19 protein-coding genes are annotated in these 15,453 nt (G+C 49.5%); 8 read left to right on the top strand and 11 right to left on the bottom strand.

Annotated features, from left to right (window positions below):
* Positions 1-47: 47 nt before the first annotated feature.
* The 7 genes from B4F99_RS09990 to B4F99_RS09960 all read right to left on the bottom strand — a co-directional run bounded on the left by B4F99_RS09990 (position 48) and on the right by B4F99_RS09960 (position 7,297).
* Complete coding sequence (locus B4F99_RS09990; RefSeq protein ID WP_023469242.1) at positions 48-917, bottom strand: YitT family protein; 870 nt, start codon at positions 915-917, stop codon at positions 48-50.
* Between the two features lie 97 nt (positions 918-1,014).
* A complete protein-coding gene (locus tag B4F99_RS09985; protein WP_290757460.1) occupies positions 1,015-1,518 on the bottom strand; it encodes a GNAT family N-acetyltransferase in 504 nt (167 codons plus the stop codon).
* Entirely contained in the window at positions 1,518-2,285 is a 768-nt protein-coding gene (locus tag B4F99_RS09980) for a class I SAM-dependent methyltransferase (protein WP_290757457.1), read from the bottom strand. The genes B4F99_RS09985 and B4F99_RS09980 overlap by 1 nt, the downstream gene beginning before the upstream one ends.
* Positions 2,286-2,347: 62 nt before the next feature.
* Complete coding sequence (gene prfB, locus B4F99_RS09975) at positions 2,348-3,448, bottom strand: peptide chain release factor 2 (protein WP_023469245.1); 1,101 nt, start codon at positions 3,446-3,448, stop codon at positions 2,348-2,350.
* A gap of 68 nt (positions 3,449-3,516) precedes the next feature.
* The gene (gene secA / locus B4F99_RS09970) at positions 3,517-6,036 is read right to left on the bottom strand and encodes a preprotein translocase subunit SecA (protein ID WP_035410032.1); all 2,520 of its coding nucleotides are present in this window, start codon (positions 6,034-6,036) and stop codon (positions 3,517-3,519) included.
* A gap of 216 nt (positions 6,037-6,252) precedes the next feature.
* A complete protein-coding gene (gene hpf / locus B4F99_RS09965) occupies positions 6,253-6,816 on the bottom strand; it encodes a ribosome hibernation-promoting factor, HPF/YfiA family (protein ID WP_035410035.1) in 564 nt (187 codons plus the stop codon).
* A gap of 280 nt (positions 6,817-7,096) precedes the next feature.
* Entirely contained in the window at positions 7,097-7,297 is a 201-nt protein-coding gene (locus B4F99_RS09960; protein WP_023469248.1) for a cold shock domain-containing protein, read from the bottom strand.
* A 251-nt stretch (positions 7,298-7,548) separates the two neighbouring features.
* Here B4F99_RS09960 and B4F99_RS09955 point away from each other — a divergent pair, with 251 nt between their 5' ends.
* From B4F99_RS09955 to B4F99_RS09920, 8 genes are all read left to right on the top strand, one after another.
* The gene (locus B4F99_RS09955) at positions 7,549-8,055 is read left to right on the top strand and encodes a competence protein ComK (protein ID WP_029342501.1); all 507 of its coding nucleotides are present in this window, start codon (positions 7,549-7,551) and stop codon (positions 8,053-8,055) included.
* 109 nt (positions 8,056-8,164) lie between these two features.
* Entirely contained in the window at positions 8,165-10,018 is a 1,854-nt protein-coding gene (locus tag B4F99_RS09950; RefSeq protein ID WP_290757453.1) for a hypothetical protein, read from the top strand.
* 14 nt (positions 10,019-10,032) lie between these two features.
* Positions 10,033-10,323: an EscU/YscU/HrcU family type III secretion system export apparatus switch protein gene (locus tag B4F99_RS09945; RefSeq protein ID WP_290757450.1), complete on the top strand. Its 291-nt coding sequence runs from the start codon at positions 10,033-10,035 to the stop codon at positions 10,321-10,323.
* Positions 10,320-10,712, top strand: a complete 393-nt coding sequence (gene fliS, locus B4F99_RS09940) for a flagellar export chaperone FliS (protein WP_290752416.1) — start codon at positions 10,320-10,322, stop codon at positions 10,710-10,712. Before B4F99_RS09945 ends, fliS (B4F99_RS09940) begins: the two co-directional genes overlap by 4 nt.
* Complete coding sequence (locus B4F99_RS09935; protein ID WP_290757447.1) at positions 10,709-11,599, top strand: flagellin; 891 nt, start codon at positions 10,709-10,711, stop codon at positions 11,597-11,599. Before fliS (B4F99_RS09940) ends, B4F99_RS09935 begins: the two co-directional genes overlap by 4 nt.
* A gap of 13 nt (positions 11,600-11,612) precedes the next feature.
* Positions 11,613-12,053 (top strand): YaaR family protein, encoded by a 441-nt coding sequence (locus tag B4F99_RS09930; RefSeq protein ID WP_290757444.1) that lies wholly within the window; start codon positions 11,613-11,615, stop codon positions 12,051-12,053.
* 26 nt (positions 12,054-12,079) lie between these two features.
* On the top strand, positions 12,080-12,742 hold the full coding sequence (locus B4F99_RS09925; protein WP_290757441.1) for a DUF2225 domain-containing protein: 663 nt from the start codon (positions 12,080-12,082) through the stop codon (positions 12,740-12,742).
* 3 nt (positions 12,743-12,745) lie between these two features.
* A complete protein-coding gene (locus tag B4F99_RS09920; protein WP_290757438.1) occupies positions 12,746-12,898 on the top strand; it encodes a hypothetical protein in 153 nt (50 codons plus the stop codon).
* A 49-nt stretch (positions 12,899-12,947) separates the two neighbouring features.
* Here B4F99_RS09920 and B4F99_RS09915 read toward each other — a convergent pair whose 3' ends face one another.
* Genes B4F99_RS09915 through fliD form a run of 4 tightly spaced genes read right to left on the bottom strand, consistent with a single transcriptional unit; the run spans position 12,948 to position 15,448 of the window.
* Positions 12,948-13,124 (bottom strand): hypothetical protein, encoded by a 177-nt coding sequence (locus B4F99_RS09915; RefSeq protein ID WP_290752425.1) that lies wholly within the window; start codon positions 13,122-13,124, stop codon positions 12,948-12,950.
* Between the two features lie 27 nt (positions 13,125-13,151).
* Entirely contained in the window at positions 13,152-13,538 is a 387-nt protein-coding gene (locus B4F99_RS09910; protein ID WP_290757435.1) for a hypothetical protein, read from the bottom strand.
* The gene (gene fliS / locus B4F99_RS09905) at positions 13,502-13,870 is read right to left on the bottom strand and encodes a flagellar export chaperone FliS (RefSeq protein WP_035410054.1); all 369 of its coding nucleotides are present in this window, start codon (positions 13,868-13,870) and stop codon (positions 13,502-13,504) included. Before fliS (B4F99_RS09905) ends, B4F99_RS09910 begins: the two co-directional genes overlap by 37 nt.
* A 15-nt stretch (positions 13,871-13,885) precedes the next feature.
* Entirely contained in the window at positions 13,886-15,448 is a 1,563-nt protein-coding gene (fliD, locus tag B4F99_RS09900; protein ID WP_290757432.1) for a flagellar filament capping protein FliD, read from the bottom strand.
* Positions 15,449-15,453 lie beyond the last annotated feature (5 nt).

Here is a 15,453-nt window from a genome sequence, read left to right as displayed (position 1 = left end):
GGAGGAGTTAAGCGTGATTTCACAAAAACTTCACGTTTCAAGAACGATTATGGCACATTACGGTAGCGTTTATCGTCTGTAAACCCGAGTCCGAGCACCTCATGGGCTTCACTGACGACGAGGAATGCCGATGGATCGATGTGTTTGACGATTTCTTTGAGCGTCGTGATTTCCCCTTGACGAACGACGACCATTAGCATCGGTTTCCGTGTCCGTGTGAACGCACCTGCCGCCTCGATTTCCGTCGCCCCGCGATCGAGCGTCTCGAAGATTTCCTTCACTAACGCTTCCCGTTGATCAGAGATGATATAAGCGAGTTTGTCGTTCGTGATCCCAAGCTGGACGACGTCGATCATCTTGATCGTGATGAACAAAGCGACGAGTGCATACAGCCCAATCTCAAGCGAGAAGATCGTCGCCGCACTGATGACGATTGTTCCGTCAAGCAAGGCGATACACAGATGAAGTGGCAATTTCGTGAAACGATGCAGGATTTGCGCAATCAAATCCATTCCTCCGGTCGACGCTCGCCCCCGGAAGATCAGACCGAGTCCAATCCCGACCCCGGCACCACCGAAGATTGCAGCAAGCATCGGATTCATTGTCGCAGCCGGAACATCGAACCGCTCATATACGAGAATGACGACCGGTAAGAAGATCGACCCGACGAGTGATTTGACACCAAAGCCCATCCCGAGGATCATCCAACCGATCGCAAGCAAAACGACGTTCGCGACGAGTTGGAACAATCCTGGCGAAATTCCGAACAAATCGTTCAAGACGATCGATAAGCCACTGACCCCTCCCGAGGCGAGTTGGTTCGGTGCTAAAAATAAACTAAAGGCACTTGCGACGAACAAGGACCCGATTAACAAATACGCATAATCGCGCACGACTTCCTGACGTGTCGATGTCATGACATTTCATTTCCCCTTATCAATTGATTCTCGTGTTTCATTTTAGCGGAAAAGTCAGACAACGACTAGACAGGGGGAACAACTCACAGTGTTCCCTTTATACCGTACTAAAGGGTGGACTGTAGCGAACGATACCGCTAACGCCACGTAATCCATTCCGTTCGAGTGCAAGAACGAGAAAGACCTCCGGCGGAACGGGGAACGGCGGCTTGATACCGTAGTCAATCGCCCGTTCAAAGCCGAACTGTGGATAATAGCTGTCGTGACCGAGGACGACGATGTGGGATTCCCCGGCGTCCCGCGCATCCTCGATCACTTGACGGATCAATTCAGAGCCGATACCCTTTCGCTGCCAAGCGGGCAGGACACCGACCGGCGCTAAGGCAAGCGACGGGATGTCATCGATATGGATCCGGCTCAAGAGGACATGACCAACGATTTCTCCTTTATCAGTCACGGCGACGCGACCGAAGACTGGTTGCGCGGCCTCCTCCTCGCGTAACGCATCAACGAGGTTCGCTTCGTTTGGTTGTTCGAATGCCGCTTCATGGACGAGCCGGATTCCCGTTGCGTCCTTGAAGCCTTCTTTACGGATGATCATTAGTTATTGCTCCCTTCAAGTGGTTTGGTTGCGAGAAGCGTGAACTCGGTCGGGATGTTTTCACCGTTCCAGCCACGATGCTCGTCGAATCGGTCTAATATGAAACGTGTTTGAAGAATCCCGTTTAAGATCTCACTCAATGTAAAATAGCGAACAGAAACGTCTGGAAAATCGACTTGTTCCTCATTCGTAAAGTACGTTTTATACGCCAAGTCACCCGCTTGCAAGGCTTGATCGAAGTAACGCGGTCGATACGTCAAATCCGCGTTGATCCAGCGACCGACCGGATGAAAGTCACTGAGGATCAGCTGTCCACCTGGTTTTAAGATAGTAAAGAGAATTCGTAAGAAACGCTCGAGGTCCGCAAAGTAATGCAAAATCCCGCCTTCTAAGTAGAGAAGATCAAACGTATCGCAATATCGTTCAAGGTCGATCGTATAGAGATCCCCAACGACATACTCAATCGATGTTCCAGAAGCATGCGCCAGTTCTAGCGCGTACCGCGCATTCTCCTCCGAGATATCAAACACCGTGACGTCTGCCCCGAGTAACGCTAACGGCACCGCCTTGCGTCCGTTCGAACCACAGATGTTCGCGATTGTCTTCCCGGCGACGTCTTCGAAATGACGACGATGTTTCTTCAAACATGCGGCTGGATCTTGTTTGATGATCGCTGCATATTCCGCCGGTGTTCCGTCACGTTTCTCCCAAAATTCATACGCCCGGTACTCCCATGCCTGTTTGTTGATCCGACTTTGCTCCTGCATCACCTTTCCCCCTTTGACGATCAAAAAACCAGTCGAACATCGTCCGACTGGTTGGTTGTCTCTTACATATTCATGAGACGGAGGTACGCATCGATGAAGCCCATGATGTCACCATCCATTGCCCCTTGCGTGTTCCCGACTTCATAGTTCGTCCGGTGATCCTTGACCATGCTGTATGGATGGAAGACGTACGAACGGATTTGGCTCCCCCATGCGATATCCGATTTTTCACCACGGATTTCGTCGAGTTTCTTTTGTTGCTCTTCGATTTCGCGTTGATAAAGTTTCGCTTTCAACATCTTCATCGCTGCTTCACGGTTTTTGATCTGCGACCGTTCTTGTTGACAGGAGACGACGACGCCTGTTGGTACGTGTGTGATCCGGACAGCCGAGTCCGTCGTATTGATGTGCTGACCACCGGCACCAGAGGCACGGTACGTATCGATCCGCAAGTCTTCTGTACGGACTTCGATATCGATGTCATCGTTGAATTCCGGCATGACGTCACACGAGACGAACGATGTATGACGGCGACCTGACGAGTCAAACGGTGAGATCCGGACTAAACGATGGATCCCTTTTTCGGCTTTTAAGTATCCATAAGCATTGTGCCCTTGAATACGGAGCGTGACCGATTTGACACCTGCTTCATCACCCGGTTGGTAGTCCATCGTTTCGACTTTCCAACCCTGCTTGTCGCAGAAACGTTGGTACATACGCAGTAACATTGATGCCCAGTCTTGTGACTCGGTACCACCCGCACCTGGGTGTAACTCGAGGATTGCGTTGTTTGCGTCATACTCGCCGTTCAAGAGGATTTGTAGTTCGAAGTCTTCGAACTTCTTCTTAAGGTCGCCAAGTTCTGACTCGAGCTCTTCTTGAAGATCCGCATCCGGCTCTTCCTTGATCAATTCGTACGTCAAAGCAACGTTTTCGTGACCTGCTTCGAGTTCTTTGTATTTGTCGACCATCGCTTTTAAGCCGTTCGACTCATCGATGACTTTTTGTGCCGATTCCTGGTTGTTCCAGAAGTCTGGGTACGTCATCTCGTTTTCGAGTTCTTCAATCCGAGCAATCTTCGACTCGAGGTCGAGTGATGCCTTATATTCGTCGAGTTTCTTTTCCATCCACTCGGCGGTGTTGCGAATTTCTGCTAATTCCATGTGTTCCACCTTCTCTTTCCGTGAAAAGAGGCAGGAATCTCCTGCCTCTCTTTCAGTCGATTCATCACTTATGCCTGACGGCCGTGACAGTTCTTATATTTCTTACCGGATCCACACCAGCACGGATCATTGCGTCCGATTTGGTCGTTTGGATTTTTCCGGACCGGTTTTTTCTTGACCGCTTTATCTTCCTTACCAGAAACCGCGACTTCGTCTTGGACGACTTTTTCGCGTTTGAGGTTCGGGTCGAGATCTGCACGAAGGACGAATTGCGTCACTTCTTCAGCGATCGCAGCGTTCATCGCATCAAACATCATCGAACCTTCTGATTGGTATTCACGGAGCGGGTCGTTTTGACCGTATGCCCGAAGGTGAATCCCTTCACGGAGTTGATCCATCTGATCGATGTGGTTCATCCAGTGTTGGTCGACGGCACGTAGGACGATGACTTTTTCGAACTCATCGAATGCTTCTGCTGGGACTTCTGACCGTTTGTGCTCGTAGTGCGCGAATGTGCGCTCTTTGAGCAACTCGATGATCTCTTCGCGTTCTTTTCCGAAGAGGTCGCTTTCCGTGACCTTCTCTTCGATCGCAAGCGTCTGGTTCGCCCACTCCGCAAGTGCACCGATGCTCCATTCTTCCGGTACGAACTCGACCGGCGTATATTGATGGACGCCTGCTTCAATCGTCTGCTCGATCATCGGACGGACGATATCTGACACGGAACCGGCATCGAGAATCGCTGCCCGGTCCGCGTACATGACTTTCCGTTGATCTGCCATGACGTTATCGTAGCCGAGGACTTGTTTCCGCGCATCAAAGTTATTTCCTTCGACGCGTTTTTGAGCCGATTCAACGGCACGAGACACCATCCGACTCTCGATCGGTTGCGAATCATCCATTCCGAGACGATCCATCATCGACTGCAGCGAATCAGAACCAAAGCGACGCATCAATTCATCTTCAAGTGAGAGATAGAATTGTGATGCACCTGGATCCCCTTGACGACCGGCACGACCACGGAGCTGGTTATCGATCCGGCGTGATTCGTGACGTTCTGTCCCAAGGATGTAGAGACCACCTTTTTCTAAGACACCTTGACCGAGCTTGATGTCGGTACCACGACCGGCCATGTTCGTTGCGATCGTGACCGAGTTCGCTTGACCCGCGTTCTCGATGATCTCCGCTTCACGTGCATGGTTCTTCGCGTTCAAGACTTCGTGACGGATGCCACGTTTTTTGAGGATGTTACTCAGCAACTCCGACGTCTCGACGGCAACCGTACCGACGAGGACTGGTTGTCCTTCACGGTGGGCACGTTCGATTTCGTCTGCGACAGCAGCAAACTTCCCGTTCATCGTTTTGAAGATCAAGTCCGGCATATCGTTTCGGACGACCGGCTTGTTCGTCGGAACCGGTACGACGTGCATGTTGTAGATGTTACGGAACTCTTCTTCCTCCGTCTTCGCTGTACCCGTCATTCCGGCAAGTTTCGTATACATCCGGAAGAAGTTTTGGTACGTGATCGTCGCAAGGGTCATGGATTCGCGTTGAATCTCGACGCCTTCCTTCGCTTCGATCGCTTGGTGCAGACCTTCCGAATAACGACGACCTTCCATGACACGACCTGTGAATTGGTCGATGATCATGACTTCGTCTTCGCGAACCATATAGTCGACGTCGCGATGCATGACAGCGTTCGCCCGCAGTGCGAGGCTTAAGTGATGATTGAGCGCGACGTGTTCGAGACCAAACAAGTTATCAATACCGAAGTATTTTTCAGCACGGTCGATTCCTTGCTCCGTCAACAGAACACTCTTCGTCTTGATGTCGACCGTGTAGTCTTCATCTGCCTTCATGATTTTCGCGAACGCATCGGCTTGCGAATAGAGCGCTGTCGATTTTTCGGCCGATCCTGAGATGATGAGCGGAGTCCGCGCTTCATCGACGAGAATCGAGTCGACTTCATCGACGACGGCATAACTGAGTGGACGTTGAACGCGGTCTTCTTTATAGAGGACCATGTTGTCACGCAAGTAATCGAAACCGAACTCGTTGTTCGTTCCGTACGTGATGTCACAGCTGTATGCTGCTTGTTTTTCTTGACGCGACATGCTTGAGAGGTTCAAGCCGACCGAGAGACCAAGCGCTGCATAAAGCGGCTCCATGATGTCACGGTCACGTTTTGCGAGATATTCGTTGACGGTAACGACGTGAACGCCGTTGCCAGCGAGGGCATTCAAATAGACAGGGAGTGTTGCGACGAGCGTCTTACCTTCCCCGGTCTTCATTTCGGCGATATCCCCATTGTGCAGGACATATCCACCAATCAACTGAACGCGGTAGTGGCGCATGCCGAGAACGCGTGTTGACACTTCGCGACAGACCGCGAAGGCTTCTGGTAAAATATCATCTAAGTCTTCTCCGTTAGCGAGACGCTCACGGAATTCAACGACTTTCCCTTCCAGTTCTTGATCCGATAACGCACCGATTTGTGTCTCGAGCGCTTCCACAGCGTCTGCTGCTTTTTCGGCTTTCTTCAGGACACGTTTCGTTGGTGCAAATAATTCTTTTAGAAAATTAGCCATGCCTTACAGTCCCCTTACTTCGAACGATTCTTTGAACGAACAGAATTCCGAGATTTTTCCTTTATTCAGTGTACCGAATACGACGTCAAATTTCAACAAGCGGACCGAGCAGCGGTCTCGGTCTTTTGTCGTAAAGCAAACGTACCTTGTTTAGAAATAGTTTTCCATCATATCAAAAAGGGACTCGCCCGTAAGAGCGAGTCCCTGTTGCATTCATTATTCTGGTTCAATCAAACCGTAACGACCATCCTTACGACGGTAGACGACGTTCGTGTTGCCCGTTTCTGCGTCTGAGAAGACGAAGAATGCGTGTCCGAGCATGTCCATCTGAAGAATCGCTTCTTCCGTGTCCATTGGTTTGAGTGTGAAACGCTTCGTCCGAACGAGTTCGAGTTCTGCCTCGTCCTCTTCATAGACTGGCGCTTCCGCTTCCGGTCCTTCGAGCGTTTTGAAGTACTCTCCGATGCCGCCTTCTTTAGCGCGCCCTCTCCGGTTCAATTTCGTTTTGTGTTTCCGGATCTGACGTTCGAGCTTATCGACGACGAGGTCGATTGCTGCATACATATCGCCATTGACATCCTCAGCACGGAGCAAGAGGTTTGGCATTGGAATCGTCACTTCGACTTTTTGTTTCTCATTGTTGACTTTGAGATTGACATAAGCCGTTTGCGCTTCCGTAGGAGTTGTAAAATAACGAGTTAACTTTTCAAGCTTTTTCTCGACGTAATCCTTGAGAGCATCTGTGACGTCCAAGTTTTCACCGCGAATGTTGTAGATCATGTAAACTCCTCCTTAAGTAACCGGTTGAACCTATGAATTCGAGATGCTCCAGTCGTTTCCTTCTGAATATTCGAAATTCTTTGGTTCGTTTTTATTATAGCACGATAAGTGAAGGAAGACCATGAGAACAATGACATTCTCATGAACATTCACTACTGTTCTTAGCGTACGATAATATTGAAGCATGTTGATGTTAACGTATATACCCGTTTTGATCGAACTCAAAACAAAAAACCGCTTTTAGGCGAATAGCCTAAAAACGGTGGCGGCTGCTATTGGATTAGATCTTTGAAACGTTCGCAGCTTGTGGACCACGATCGCCTTCAACGATTTCAAATTCCACTTCTTCGCCTTCTTCAAGTGATTTATAACCATCGACTTGAATCGCTGAGAAGTGTACGAATACGTCTTTCGCGTCAGACGTTTCGATGAATCCATAACCTTTTTCAGCATTAAACCATTTTACTTTACCTTGTTCCATTCGAATTCACGTTCCCTTCGCAAACCAGAGTTCGAGAGCAAGCTCTCTACGGCTTAGTCTATCAAAAGAAGGAATTATTGACAATTAAAAATTCTGATTACTTTGAATTCATTCTAAAAAATGAATAATATTCCCTACTTATTGCTCTATATTTAAAAAAATTACATTGTCATTACAGTTGTATTATTGTATTATATCGTTAGTAATTACCTATTTTATCCATTGTCCTATCTTAAGGAGGATGTAGTCGAATGCGACCATTCCATAATGACGAAAAGTATCGAATCACGAAACGGACGGTGGCGATTCTCCCGTGCTACGATATGATGAAGCAATCCATCATCGTACTCGAGGATGGCTCGACCATCATGACCCCGCTTCGACCGTATCAACTACTGCAGCTTTCCTGCAGGCAATACAACAGTTCCATTGAGGAACGCATCGTGACAGCAAAACGTGTCGCATCTGTAAAAGGAAAAGTCCCAGTCGTCATTGAACCGACACTCGGCCTCGTGTTTTTCCCAACGAAATCACCGAAACGTGATGATTGCGAGTGGTACGCTTGGAGCCACATGTCCGAAGTCATCGAGGAAGACGGACAGACGAAGCTCAAGACTCGTAATGGCATGATCCTTCCCGTAAACGCCTCTCCTTACATCGTCCGCAACCAAATGAAAGCAACTGGCGAGCTGATGGCTCGTTATCAACAATTAAACGCGATGACATTAGAGGAACGCTTTAATGCAATCAAATCTTAAACAGTAACCGTAAAAAAAATCAGGGTTGGGCGATGAATTCGCTCAATCCTTTTTGGTTTCTGCCGATATATAATGAGATGACAGTTTTAAAAAACAAGGAGGCTTCTCGATGAACATCCAATTGAACCCGGCACGTCCGGCGCAATCCCCTGGTCAGACGCCGCTTTCGGACACGAAGACCTATAAAGGAACGGTCCTTGAGCAGACCGGACCACATACGGCTCTTGTCCAGGTCGGTCGGGATAAGATCGAGATGACCTTCACGGGCGACGTTCCGATAGGTGATTTCCAGTTCAAGGTCAAAGGACAGACAGCAGAAGGTTACCTGATTGAACAACTAACACCAGCGACACCGGATGCGGAAACGCCACCTGTCCTGTCTTTTCCATCAAATGTCAATCCCGCTTTGCTTGAAGGTGTGCCTGCAGAACTGAAGCAAGCCGTTGCGAAGTTACTCGCGAGCGGTCAACTGCCACAGACACCGGAAATCGTCGCCCAGCTCGTGACGGCACTGCAAGGAACGTACAAGGACTTAGCACTCGAACTCGTATCGCGACCGGATACAGCACTGCCCGTTGACGCCGACGTCTTGATCGCAAGTCTCCTTGCGACGACGGAAGACTATCGGGACGTCCTGCCGGAACGAGACGCCTTAACGGAGCAACCGACGTTCGAAAAAGCCGTCGCGCTTGACGTCGCCCGTGTGACGCTACCGACGCAACGCGAAATCGAGACAGCGTCGCCCTTGCATATCCGGCAATACATTGAACACGTACCAGCAGAGAAACGCCCGGTACTCGTCGCAACGCTCGAACAAGGCGAGATCGAGACGGTCCGTAAACAACTGGCGTCCTATTTCCCGCAAGCGCCACTCGAGCCGAAGACGAGCGTTCGTGAGCAATTGATCGGTCTGACGGCACGGGCAAGTCAATCGGAACCAGTAACAGGGCAACCGGCACCGGTCCGCTCTGCCTTGACGCTCGTCCGCGAAGTGACGCCACGGCTTGCTGAGATCACGAATGATTTCAAGAGCCAACAGCGAACGATCGTCTCCCAACTTCGCCAGATCGAACCGCTCGTCGAGACACGTCCGGCCCAGATGGTCGCTGTCATCGAGAGTACGGCGCAACGCTTAAAACAAGTCTTCCAGCAAACGGATGCTTTGTTACATACCTCGATGAAGGATGAAAAACAGCTAGTCCACTTTTTATCGAAACTCGAACGGGGTGCGGAACTGGCGTTACTCGGGCGTGGAACAGAGGCAAAAGCCGTCTTACAAGAAGTTCGGGTTTCGTTCGAAGCCTTCCGCTATGCGCCAGCAAACGTTCGTCCGACTTACTTACCGGAGATGCAGGGACTACTGCCACAAGCGCCGTTTCCTTCGTCACAAACGGCACAAAAAGCCGTTCCATATGAGCCGCAACAGAACAGCCCACGTCTTTTGCAAGAGACCGTCCAAAAGACGCTTCAGCTCCAGACCGCGGAACTGAAACTGAGTACGCCGGCAGCAAATCCGGAAGCTGCCAAATTGCAGACATTCCTTGCAGCGCAACAGCAAGTCAATAAACCGGATAGCCAGCAACAGTTGAACCAGATTCTCCTGGCGTTACCGGTCCAACTCGTCGAAGCGACGGCAGGACTCCACGTTCACTTGCAAAATAAACGTCCGGACGAAGTGATCGACTGGGAAAACAACACGTTGTATGTCCAGCTCAATACGCCGCGCCTCGGTGAAATCGGTGTCCGCGTTGAGACCGTCAACCGAAAGATGCAGATCACGATTGAAAATGATTTCCCAGTTCTTGAACAACTGGCGACCCCATTCCTTGACCGGACGATGGACGCTCTGCAAGCAACCGGTTACCAGGACGTCCGAATCCAGTTCCGTCCATTCACGCGCGAACAAGTCACAGAAACCGTCAAACAAGACGAGACACCACGTGGCTACGACTACCGTATCTAAAAGGAGAGACCGATATGTATCAGAAAATCGACTTAACCGGACGCAAGACTGCTGCTGTCCTCCGCTACGATGAAGCATCCGGTCAAGCACCGGTCGTCGTCGCTAGAGCTAGCGGTCAAGCCGCCGAGCGAATCCTACAAGAAGCACGGGCGAACGGGGTCGCGATCGAACACGATACGTCCCTGCTCGGTCACTTGCTTGATCTCGACCTCGGGACAGCAATCCCACCGCAACTTTACGACGTGATGGCAGAACTGCTTTTACTAATCGAAGAACTCGACAACGCGAAAGGACGGCAGATATGACAGAACAAGAACTCTACGCGATGACCCCGCAACAGCTGACGGAAGTGATGTTGACGGGGCTCGTCCTACAATACGATCGCGCCATTCTCGCACGTGATACGAACCGTTTTGACGAGGTCAACGAACGCTTACAAAAAGCCTATCAGTTACTCGACAAATTGCAGGCGGGGTTACACGACGACGGTGGCATCATCACGGCACAACTCGATGCCCTCTACCACTATCTTGCTGAGCAAACGTTACAGGTTTATAAGACGCCGCGTGTCTTAGACGAACTACTCGAACTGGCAGAAGACTTACGCGTCACTTGGCAAGCGGCACAGACCGTCGATCGACCACTCGTGCGCGCCGCACATCATCAACGATATGAAGGGATGGAATACGAATGAGAATCACGAACAACGTTCAAGCCTTGAAGGCCTATCGCAATCTCAGCATCAATCAGACGAACGTCAAGACGACGATGGATAAACTATCGAGCGGTCAAAAAATCAACCGGGGTGCGGATGATGCAGCCGGTCTCGCAATCTCGGAGAAGATGCGCAATCGCTTGAAGGCGCTCGATAAAGCGGAACAGAACGTTCTTGATGGCGTTTCGATGATCCAAACGGCTGAAGGTGGTTTGAGTGAGACACATAACCTGTTGCAACGGATGCGCGAACTCGCCGTCCAAGCTGGGAACGGAACACTCGCAACCGAAGACCGGTCAGCAATCCAGGAAGAAATCAACCAGTTGACGAACGAGGTCTCACGGATTGCAAAGACGACCCAGTTCAATGGCAAAGAGTTGTTGAGCGGTAAGTTCAACGATGCCGACAGTGCCCTGTTCATCCAAACGAATGCTGGGGCAAACGAAGGCATCTCGATCACGATTAATGACATGCAAGCTCTTGCGATCGGCGTCAGTTCAACGACACAAACCAATCCCTCGATTCGTCCGCTTGATTTCCCGAGTGGTAGCGCACCCGAGTACGCTCTTAGCGTCATGACGGCAATGGACGCGAATGATGGGATCAGCCATTACACGAAAGCAATCGATACGATCTCTCAGCAACGTTCACAACTCGGGGCAATTCAGAATCGGTTCGAAGCAACGTCGTCCGTCCTCAGCGTCAGCGTCGAGAACTTGACGGCGTCGGAATCACGGATTCGCGATATCGATATGGCGCGTGAGATGATGGAATATGCGAAATACAACATCCTTAACCAATCGGGGATGGCGATGATTGCTCAAGCGAACGCCTTGCCGCAAGGCGTCTTACAATTACTCAACTAAGGAGGCAGACCCGATGGATATCCGCCGCATCCAAGAAACGCAACGACTCCAGTCCTTAAAAGGCGGTCCCCGTGAAGTCGAAGCGTCGACGACGTTCTCTGCTTTGATGCAGGAGAAACGCGACCACAAAGGCTATGAGCGCTTGCAACAAAAGCTCGCTCTCGTCGAAGAACACGGGCAACTGCTCGCTGAAAGTCAGACGATCGAGCACCTCGAAAGCTATAAAGAAAAGATCAAGGACTTCCTAAAAGATGCCCTCGACCAATCACAACAACTCGAAGAGAAGCGCGGCTTCAACCGCCGTGGTCGGACGAAGATCTATAAAGTCGTCGAGCAAGTCGATGCGAAACTCCTTCAGTTGACGAACACAGTCATCTCTGGCGAATCGCGTCGGCTCGATATCCTCGACCAAGTCGGCGAGATCAAAGGCATGCTCGTCAACGTCTTCGTGTAATCTAGAATTAGAGGAGTTCCCCTAACATGCCAGACTTATATCTTAAAAAATGCACCTGCCCCTACTGCTTGAAAACGACAGAGACGAAACGTGTCCTGTCGCGACATATCCGTGTCGCCTCGACCGACTTTGATGGTTTCATCCGTCATCAAGGCGTCAATGTCTACCTGTATGAACCGGTCCAGTGTAGCCATTGTCGATTCTTCTTCCACGAATCGTTCGGAAAGTTATCGCCGGACGTTCGAGCGACCTTACAAGATCATATCCTGTCGACGCTTCCCGTCTTGCCGTTCGCTAGCACGGAGCGGACGATCGGGCAGGCGATCCAGCTCTATAAACTCTGTCTCTATACGGCTCAAGTGACGGAGCAAAAAGCGGCGATCCAAGCAATGCTCGGTGTTCGTCTGTCCTGGTTGCACCGCTTGACCGGTCAACAAACGGAAGAACAACTTTGGGCGAGCCGAGCGATCGAGAAGTATGTCTCTCTTTACGAGAACTACACGTCCGTCAAGGAGAGCGGGCTTCCGGAAGATGTCCTTTTACTGCGAATCGCTGATTTATACGCTGTGATGCAAGATAAAGAACAAGCTCGCCTGTGGTATGGTCGTTTATTCCAAAGTCAAGAAGCTACAGACAAAATCAAAAAAGACGCACGGACCCACTGGGAATGGGTGCAAGAGCAGGACTGATCCTTGTTCGTCATCAGACGGAACAAGGATTTTTTATTGCTGGCAGTCGCTCGTCACCCTGAGGATGGTCGCACGACGAGTCTCTTATTGATTCGTGCCGACCAAGCAATATATACCGTCAAGCAGGAAGAAAAGAACGCTTATCGTTTTAAATGAACGGAAAAATGCCCCGTCCAAATAAGTGGACAGGGCATTTCTCATGAGCTTACGACTCACGACGATATTTTTCTTCTTCATAGGCATCCGGTGCATCGGAGACAGGGCGTTCGAACTCTTCCCATGATTCCGATTCGACGTCCGGTTCAATGAACTGATCGTACGAGCCGTCCGATTGGAAATACGGACGTGGTACAGGACGTTTTTTTTCTTCCCGCTTGGTCACGAAAGATCCCTCCCTCACACAAGAAAGTTACTGACGAGAATCAAAATACGGTGAAAAACTATGATCGACTTCCTCGTACGGATCAACGTACGATTTACGACTCGTTTGCGTCTGACGCAACTGACTGATTTGTACCCCTAATTTAGCCGTTTCCGCTGATAATTTCAAGTCGATTTTCCGACTATCAGCGACGAGTTCTTGGATGATGGTTTGATTGGCACCAGCTAGCAGATTCGAGTGTGCGGCAATGAATGCTTCCCGTTCGTTCAGCAGCCCTTGAATCTTCTCGATCCATTCGTCATACGTCTCCTCATTCGGCGTTTGATCAAGCAGTTCGATTAGTCGTTTCGTCTTTAGGCGAAGCGGATCGAGTGGACTCATCGTTGCCGTGCGAGTTTCATCGCTTCTTTCCATGTCTCACGAAATTCTTCCGCAAAACCAATCACTTCGTCGATTGCCACCAAATCGTTTTTGACATTGGCATCAATCAGGCGTGTTTGCATGTAGTCATAAAGACTATTCAAGTCTTTCGATAGCGCAATCGACTGATTGAGCGTCAATTGCAACTCCGAAATGATTGCTTGTGCTTTTTGGATATTTGTATTTTTTTGTTCGATCATCTTCTGTTCGATCGCTCGTTTCGCAAGCATCGAGAATTTGATCAATCCTTCGTATAACATCAGTGTTAAATCTTGAGGTAACGCTGTCGTTACCGAGTTCGTTTGATACGTCGCATAAGGGTTCATCGCGTTTCCTCCTTTTTATCCTTGTCCGAGATAGCCAGCAAGCGTTGATGACTGACTGTTCGCTTGGTTCATCGCTTGTTCCATCGCCGCAAATCGGCGATAATAACTGTCTTCTTTTCGTTTCAGTTTGTCTTCCCACGACAGCATGCTCTTATCGAGATCAGCGAGTGATTTCCCAAGTCGATATGTCGTCGCAACCGCTCCATCCCGTCCGGCAACACCGGAAATCTTATCACGGAGTGTCGTCGCAAATCCTTGAATCTGACGGACAAAACCATCACGTCCATTCGGATTTGGAATCGTGTTCCCTTGCGCATCCTTCGTCGGTTCAGGGGCATCAGCTGTAAACAGTTTATAGACACCTTCCGGTTGTTCTTCGAGCATCTTCTTCAGTTTCGTCTCATCGATTTTCAGCTTCCCGCCGTCACGGAAATCACTCGTTGAAGTGATACCGATTTGCGACATGTACTGGAGTTGAATCGTATCCGTACCTGATGTATAGGAATAACCGGTATCGATTTTCGACGAGATTACACTTCGGAACTGATTCAGTCCGTCCTGTAAGTAGCTATCGTTCTTTAAAACACCACTCATCGCTTTTTCTTCCCATTTCTTGACTTCATCTTCGCTGAGTTCCTTGCGCTGGGCATCCGTCAATGGTTGGTAGTCACGGTATTTTTCTTCACGAACCTTTTTGTTCATCTTATCAATGACATCGTTGTATTTATCGACGAAGTTCTTGATCGAGTCGAAGTTTTTCTGCGTATCAAGTATCGTATTGATCGTCGTTGCTGTTTTCGAAGTGTTGTTTAACGTGATCGTCAGACCGTTCTGCGTGAATGTATTCGTCGTCTGTTCGAGTTGTTGTCCACCAATCGTATACTTCGCATTCTGTCCTTCACGACCGAATGTATCTGTCATTGAATCTACTTTGACAGCGCTAGTTGAGGCATCAATAATTGAGATGTCAGCACCGTTTGGATTCAAATGCCCAGTACTCGTTTTCGTCAAGACCAGTTTTCCTGTTAAATCGTTGAAGACGGCATTCATGCCAAGACTGGTTTTACCGTTGATTTCCGCTGTTAAGTCCGATATTTTTTGTGTTGCGTCAAGCTTCAGAATCTCTGTCACCGCTTTACCTGTTGAGTCAAACGTATTAATTTGTACATTAATTTTTCCATCTACTTCTGTAAACAGTCCACTATCTTTTAGTGCAGTATCACTTGATTTCGCTGTAGAAATCAGTGTTACCGATGCAACGCTTGCCAGTTGATCGATACTATCAATCGTTACGCTTCCAGCTGATGCTGCTGGACTTGCTGTTACCGTCAGCGCAGTCGGATTGGAACTGGTGACGGTTTTTGATTGATAGTTCTTCGATAACAGCATATCGCTTGCCGCTGTCCGAAAATCAAGCAATGCTCGATTTATCTCTCGATATGCATCGCGTTGCCACGTCAATGTCTGTTTCTTTTGTGATAACCGGTCGACCGGCGCTCGTTCTGCCTGCATCAATTGTTTGATCATCGTTTCTGTATCAATTCCACTTGCTAAACCGCTCAGTCGAATACCTGCCATATAAT

This window comes from Exiguobacterium sp. UBA3491, assembly GCF_002377745.1.
Classification (GTDB): domain Bacteria; phylum Bacillota; class Bacilli; order Exiguobacteriales; family Exiguobacteriaceae; genus Exiguobacterium_A.
This window is presented reverse-complemented; position numbering and strand designations above follow the sequence as displayed.

Bases quoted from the DNA above. Each gene is read 5' to 3' on its own strand.
- B4F99_RS09990 (WP_023469242.1), bottom strand. From the start codon at position 917: ATGACATCGACACGTCAGGAAGTCGTGCGCGATTATGCGTATTTGTTA.
- B4F99_RS09985 (WP_290757460.1), bottom strand. From the start codon at position 1,518: ATGATCATCCGTAAAGAAGGCTTCAAGGACGCAACGGGAATCCGGCTC.
- B4F99_RS09980 (WP_290757457.1), bottom strand. From the start codon at position 2,285: ATGCAGGAGCAAAGTCGGATCAACAAACAGGCATGGGAGTACCGGGCG.
- prfB (WP_023469245.1), bottom strand. From the start codon at position 3,448: ATGGAATTAGCAGAAATTCGCAACACCGCCGAGTGGATGGAAAAGAAA.
- secA (WP_035410032.1), bottom strand. From the start codon at position 6,036: ATGGCTAATTTTCTAAAAGAATTATTTGCACCAACGAAACGTGTCCTG.
- hpf (WP_035410035.1), bottom strand. From the start codon at position 6,816: ATGATCTACAACATTCGCGGTGAAAACTTGGACGTCACAGATGCTCTC.
- B4F99_RS09960 (WP_023469248.1), bottom strand. From the start codon at position 7,297: ATGGAACAAGGTAAAGTAAAATGGTTTAATGCTGAAAAAGGTTATGGA.
- B4F99_RS09955 (WP_029342501.1), top strand. From the start codon at position 7,549: ATGCGACCATTCCATAATGACGAAAAGTATCGAATCACGAAACGGACG.
- B4F99_RS09950 (WP_290757453.1), top strand. From the start codon at position 8,165: ATGAACATCCAATTGAACCCGGCACGTCCGGCGCAATCCCCTGGTCAG.
- B4F99_RS09945 (WP_290757450.1), top strand. From the start codon at position 10,033: ATGTATCAGAAAATCGACTTAACCGGACGCAAGACTGCTGCTGTCCTC.
- fliS (WP_290752416.1), top strand. From the start codon at position 10,320: ATGACAGAACAAGAACTCTACGCGATGACCCCGCAACAGCTGACGGAA.
- B4F99_RS09935 (WP_290757447.1), top strand. From the start codon at position 10,709: ATGAGAATCACGAACAACGTTCAAGCCTTGAAGGCCTATCGCAATCTC.
- B4F99_RS09930 (WP_290757444.1), top strand. From the start codon at position 11,613: ATGGATATCCGCCGCATCCAAGAAACGCAACGACTCCAGTCCTTAAAA.
- B4F99_RS09925 (WP_290757441.1), top strand. From the start codon at position 12,080: ATGCCAGACTTATATCTTAAAAAATGCACCTGCCCCTACTGCTTGAAA.
- B4F99_RS09910 (WP_290757435.1), bottom strand. From the start codon at position 13,538: ATGGAAAGAAGCGATGAAACTCGCACGGCAACGATGAGTCCACTCGAT.
- fliS (WP_035410054.1), bottom strand. From the start codon at position 13,870: ATGAACCCTTATGCGACGTATCAAACGAACTCGGTAACGACAGCGTTA.
- fliD (WP_290757432.1), bottom strand. From the start codon at position 15,448: ATGGCAGGTATTCGACTGAGCGGTTTAGCAAGTGGAATTGATACAGAA.